This window comes from Candidatus Neomarinimicrobiota bacterium, from assembly GCA_034716895.1.
Lineage (GTDB): Bacteria > Fidelibacterota > UBA8477 > UBA8477 > JABMPR01 > JABMPR01.
The window spans coordinates 1-6031 of record JAYEKW010000012.1; the positions used below are offsets into that span (position 1 = coordinate 1).

The 6031-nt window shown below is 43.0% G+C and carries 3 protein-coding genes; 1 reads left to right on the forward strand and 2 read right to left on the reverse strand.

The annotated features are described in order from the left end of the window. The first annotated feature begins 232 nt into the window (after positions 1 to 232). Positions 233 to 1462, forward strand: coding sequence for a sensor histidine kinase (locus U9Q77_00840; GenBank protein MEA3285907.1), 1230 nt, complete (start codon positions 233 to 235; stop codon positions 1460 to 1462). 46 nt (positions 1463 to 1508) lie between these two features. On the opposite strand, the gene U9Q77_00845 is transcribed toward U9Q77_00840, so the two are convergent. Together U9Q77_00845 and U9Q77_00850 are read right to left on the reverse strand one after the other, a co-directional pair. Beyond that, on the reverse strand, positions 1509 to 1727 hold the full coding sequence (locus tag U9Q77_00845) for a membrane dipeptidase (protein ID MEA3285908.1): 219 nt from the start codon (positions 1725 to 1727) through the stop codon (positions 1509 to 1511). A 570-nt stretch (positions 1728 to 2297) separates the two neighbouring features. Further along, a complete protein-coding gene (locus U9Q77_00850) occupies positions 2298 to 5162 on the reverse strand; it encodes a right-handed parallel beta-helix repeat-containing protein (GenBank protein ID MEA3285909.1) in 2865 nt (954 codons plus the stop codon). Positions 5163 to 6031 lie beyond the last annotated feature (869 nt).

Consider the following 6031-nt stretch of genomic DNA (forward strand, 5'->3'; position numbering starts at 1 on the left):
GGTAATAGTAGGTTATCATACCCCCAAGCTAAAGCATGGGGTAAGCGTTGTCCTTATTCTCACACAGCCTCTATACCCTTATATCCCTGACATCCTCGTCTCCAGGTACGCATTTAGGGGAAGAACCTTTTATATTTTAATATCTACTGATTCAAATCCTATATTGTGCCATCATAGACACATCTATTTTGAAACATTCAAATCGTTTTTTTAGATAAAAAAAGAGCTCAATATGAAAGCGACATTAGAACAATATTTTCTTGGGAAATATTTTCCAAGAGAGAGTGAAGAATTCTTTCAGGCACGGGTCCTGTTATCCATTCATATGACGTTGATTGTCATGATGATCTTCGTTCTATTTGTCACCCCTGCCAAGGGAGTAACAATGACCATATTGCAGAGCATTTTTGTACTTAGTTTTGCTTCCATTTTCTTTATTCGCTTTGGATTTCTACCCGCTGTTACCCTGGCCTCTTACTCTGGAATGGCCTTCCTGGCTACCATGGCAGTCTACACAAAACCTTATTATCAAAATTTTGAAGTCTACACCCTGACAGCTTTCCATATGTTTATTACTATAGTAGCCTCATTGCTTACCAGACAACGCTTTTACACTTATTTTACAACTGCCTCAGGAGTTGTCTACATCATCATCCTCCTGTTCTACCGTGGATTGCGCATGGCAGATGCGCATCATCCATTAGAGATAGATGATTATGTCATTGGAACGGTAATCCTCATTATCACTGGATTCATTCTGCGGAATAGTCTCGATCGCCGAAGAAAATTACTAGATATTGCTGAAAGTGAATCCAGAAAAAACCTAAAACAGGCCAGGGAGTTGGAACTGAGTCTCAAAGAAAAAGAAGTCTTGCTCCAAGAAGTCCACCACCGGGTTAAAAATAATCTGAATGTAGCCATCAGTCTGCTAAACATGCAGATTCGTCAACTTGATGAATCAAATAGTGCCATAGGAACGCTTCAAGATAGTATTGGCCGTTTAAACTCCATGGCTCTGGTTCATGAGCGTCTTTATGCAGGGAATAACTTCAATGCGATTGAATTCAAACCCTATATCACAGCTATTCTTCATACTGTGATGCGTTCCATGGAAAACCCGGGAATCAAATTTAAGATTACAGTTGAGGACGATCTCAATATTGAGCTGGCCAAAGCAATTCCGGTCGGCTTGATCTTCAATGAACTCATCACCAATGTTTACAAGCATGCTTTTCCCTCAGGTGAAACCGGGCAGGCTGAGCTGAGTCTGATCAGTTCAAGTGATGATCAGGTAACGCTCATTGTTCAGGATACTGGTGCGGGAATGCCGGAATGGGATAATTCCAAGCGTCAATCGCTGGGACTGCATCTGGTGACCCTGTTGACAGAACAATTGGGGGGACACTTACAAATTGAGAACGATTCTGGCACTAAAACCACAATCAAGTTCCCCTTGTTTTGAGGCGAAGATTAAGCTGGTTTAAAGCAAATCTCTTAGGACTTTTTCCCTACAAACCTGCTATTTTCTCAACTTCCTGGAGTAAGTCATCATTCAAGTTACGGGGATGATCACAGATCGCCCTGGCACAGGAATGAGAGGCAATTATGGGTGCCTTGGTCACGGTCAACACATCTTCCACAGAAGCATCATTCATGTGAGAGATATCAACCATCGGGGAATCACTTTTGCCTTCGATCAGGTCTGATGCGACGTTCTTTTTGAGCACGGCGCTCCACTTCGGCTGGAACAGTCTCCTGGCGACGCTCAACGGTTCGGCGATTTTTTGGGTTCCGTTTAGTTTGACTTTTATTCATTAGAAACACCCCTTCTTAACACATGTTAACTGTTTTGCAAGTTACACAATATTGAACTGAATAAAAGCTGAAGCAGGTCTCTTATCCTGATTTTAGCATGGTAACATTGACGAAACCGCTAGAAGTACCTGAGAATTCATGAAATGTGCCCTAAAACCATTAAATACAACCACATATAGTGAATACTCCTAAATCCATATATATCAACACTCCGCGTCATTTCGATGAACTCAATACAACGCTCTGCGCGCTCTGCCTGTGCGGCGAAGCTTGTAGAGCGTAGACGTGCGAGAGGTACTTTTTGCGAGGCCGTCAACATTGGTAGTGGAAAGACATTTCGATGAACTCAATGTCCGGAAATTGCTTGGGACACCCAAAACCTGTTTTCAGCGAGTGGAACGAGCCAAACAGGTTTCAGATACGTTATTCCAGAGTACACTCGAAACCAGTTCAGCCTCTGCTCCGCAGTGTCAGAAACTGGTTTATTTCAACAGGATCATCTTTCGGTTGGCAGAATAATTATCAGCAGTTATCCGATAGAAATAGACCCCGGAATTCAAATGAGAAGCCTGAAACTGAACCGTGTGGTTTCCCGCATCCAATTGCTGATCGACCAGCGACATCACTTCTTGTCCCAAAGCGTTAAAGATCACCAGATCAACCTGTCCAGACTGTGGCAAAGCAAAATTGATCCGGGTGGAAGGATTGAATGGGTTGGGATAATTCTGACTAAGTTGGTACCTGGTGGGTGCCAGGTCAGCAGACCCATCGATCCCTAAAATGATCTCAGGAGAATACATACCGCCATAATAGCCCATGTCAGCATGTTGGGTCCCCAGACCTTCGTCACAGGCTACTACTGCATCCAGTGAATCAGGATGACCGGCATCGATAGCAATCGAACTAACAGCAACCCCACAAGCTGTGGAAGGAAGACGGTAAACATTACCATAGGTTTCCTGAAATAGTGGATCAGCATCCAGACAACCAAGGCCATAGTAGGATTCTGTGTCAGCTGAATCAATGATCGAATAGGTTACTATAGGAGTACCGTCATTTATGTAAATTTCAGGCTTACTATTACCCCACATAATACTATTCATCACCTCTGGCTGTGAAGTAGTACGCATGAGGCTGAACGTTCCGCCACCATTGGCTGCAAAGTTATCAGCAGCAGTCATATTGACTATTCTGGGGGATGAACCATCCACAAAGATTCCGCCAGCAAAACCAAGAGCTTCATTTTTTACGACTAAAATATTGGTCATTGTTGGGGATGAGTGGTCCAAAAAGATCGCACCACCATCGTTGGCCCCATTCTTGACAAACTGGAGCTTTCTCATATTGGGGCTAGCGTTCTTTAAATACAGAGCACCACCAGCAGTGGTTATAATCTCAAGGTCTGTAGATAAGATTCTTCCGTTAATTTCAAACTTACAGTCTTCAATTGTCGGGCTGGCATTTTCGACATACATGGCCCCACCAAGTACGGCTCGATTTGAATAGAAGAATGAATGTCTAACCGTCACTTCATCTGAATTATAAATCAGGATGGCGCCTCCTTTGGGATAAGCAGCCTCCAGTTTATCAGCATAATCAAACCGGCAATTTTCAATGATGGAAGCACCAGGATCGGTATCATTCAGATTATTAAAAATGATCCCATGCCAATCACTTCCCTGAAATTTGATATAATCGCCATGGGCATTCACGTGGTCGCTCTCAGGACCGATGGCAATCAGGACTCCCTCAACTTTGATCTCATAGGGACCTAATATGTGAACCCGGTCAACTGATTCCATGATCTGGAGTGTATCACCCAGGGGAATCACAACATCATCCTCAAGATAGATCGTCTCACAATCCCAGATTCCTGAGACATCACCAGTAAAGTGACAGGCTGGCAGAACCGTATCATCCCAGCGGTTGGCAGCACCACCATAAGCACCCATATCTGAAGATTCAGCACCTAAACCAGCAGTTGCGCAATCCAGAACGTAATCTGAAATAGCAGGATCTCCGGCATCAATACCAGGTGATTCGAAGAAACTACCACAATCCACACTCTGCAGACGATAATCACCATTGGATGCATCCCTGAAAACGGGATCATAATTATGCAAATTCGTATTGGGTTCATCTTGCCCTACATAATTCCCTTGAACAATTGAGTAGGTGTAGAGTCCACCAGCCTGAAAATCTAGATTCGCACCATTGTTATAGATGATGCTATTCTTAATATTTGTATCAACACTCCCATTAATGATCCCTCCTCTGCTTGTAGGATTATGATTATCAACTATGGTGCAATTTGTAATATTGGCATTATTATTCGTATAAAACTTGAACCCGCCCCCATTATTTTTGGCAACAAGAGTATTTTGAATGTCAGATGTATAGGTGGTTTGCCAATCAGTAGCGGAATTGAAGAACAGACCGATCCCACTATTCTCAATAACCTCACAGTTGGACATGGTGACGATTGATTCAACTGATACGAGCCCTCCATTGTTTTCCTGGATTAGTGTATTCTCAATATTCAGGGTAGATGCATCGATCCGGATCCCATTACCATCGTTATCGATGATCTCACAGTTCTGGATATTCAGATCAGAATCCTCAGCAAATATGATAGCCTGACTGCCGTAGGAATTGACGTTACCACTCAGGACTGAATTTGTGATCTCAGCCTGTGAATTCTCAAATACCATTCCCGTTCCCTGGGAAACATGCATACTATTCATGGTTATATCGGAGTAGATCAGCTCAATTGCCCCGGCATTGGTGAGTGTAACCCCATCATAACTGCCACCGGAGTAGATCGCAACCAGGCCATTCCAGGTACAATCTTCAATCACAGTATTCGAAAGATCCACTGATGATTTATACATGATCAAACCACCACCAAAACGTCTATTAAAATCTATACTGGCTTCATCCAGCCAGCGTTCATAGGCATAAGAAACTTTACAATAATCCAGAGATGACATGGCTTGGCCGGTTGAATCTGTAGCGTGAAAGGTGATCCCATACCAGAAACCAGCGAAGTAGGGCCATGAGGGTGTATATCCCATGGAATCTGAGTGAAAGAAAATGCTATCTGTCTCGGTTCCTTCTGCGATAAGCTGTCCGTAAACATCAAACTGATATTCACCGGTAAAATAAACAGCAGTACCCGGTTCTATGGTGAGGGTCGCTCCCAGTGGGATATCAATATCACCATTGACATGATAAGGCGAATTTTCAGAGGACCAGATTCCACTGACTGAGCCAGATTCGATTTGGGTTTGAGAGAGAACGATGAGAGGTAGAAGCAGGAATAGCAGCTGTGATTTGATTTTTTGCATGTGAGTACCTTGATTCAGATCTTTGATAATTGATTATTTTTTTTCATGAACCTATAGAGTGTGATGTCAGATATGGACTGTTTAACGAGGTGCCAGAAATAGGCCGAGGTCAGAAAATATAGACATGATTTTTCCGTGTTCATCGACTCAATTTGATTTAAAAACAAGCGGGGTGTTACAAGAAATAATACGGGTTATTAGCAAGTATGATTTTGGTCACACGAACTGATTTACACCTGTTTGATAACAATATCATGATCAGGGAACTCAGCAACGATCTGAAATGTTCTGGCGACTTATACCATTTTTACTTCAAACTGCGCGTTATCTTCTTCATCTTTTACCGTTCTGCTTTACTTCGATGAACTCAGCATAACACACTTAAAATGATAACCATAGCTATAAGTCTCTGCACTACATGCTACGCCCTGACAAGCAGCTATGCCTGCCTATGCCGAAGTCGGTCTCCACGCAGGCAGGCATAAAATTTTAAGCTCCATACAGAACAATAAAACTTGTCTCCCGTAGCGTGTAAAGCGTAGAGTGATATTTTGAACCTATGCGCGCCCTCTGATGTACAAATGGTATTACAGCCTGCCGATGGGTATTCCTGTCATATTGTGTCATAGTTGGCAGGTAAATGTCGGTAATTATGGCAGAAGAGCTGAAAAACTATAAGTAACCAGAGAGTAGCCAAATTTGATATAGCCCTCTTGATACAGGATTGTTTCAGTTGTTCATTATTGACGGCCTCGCAAAAAGTACCTCTCGCCCGCCTGCGTATAACTTCGTGCGGGCAGGCAGAGCGCGCAGAGCGTTGTATTGAGTTCATCGAAATGACGCAAAGTGTTGATTATCATAAACATACG

Excerpts from the sequence above, each read along its gene's own strand:
- U9Q77_00840 (MEA3285907.1), top strand. The coding sequence starts at position 233 with ATGAAAGCGACATTAGAACAATATTTTCTTGGGAAATATTTTCCAAGA.
- U9Q77_00850 (MEA3285909.1), bottom strand. The coding sequence starts at position 5,162 with ATGCAAAAAATCAAATCACAGCTGCTATTCCTGCTTCTACCTCTCATC.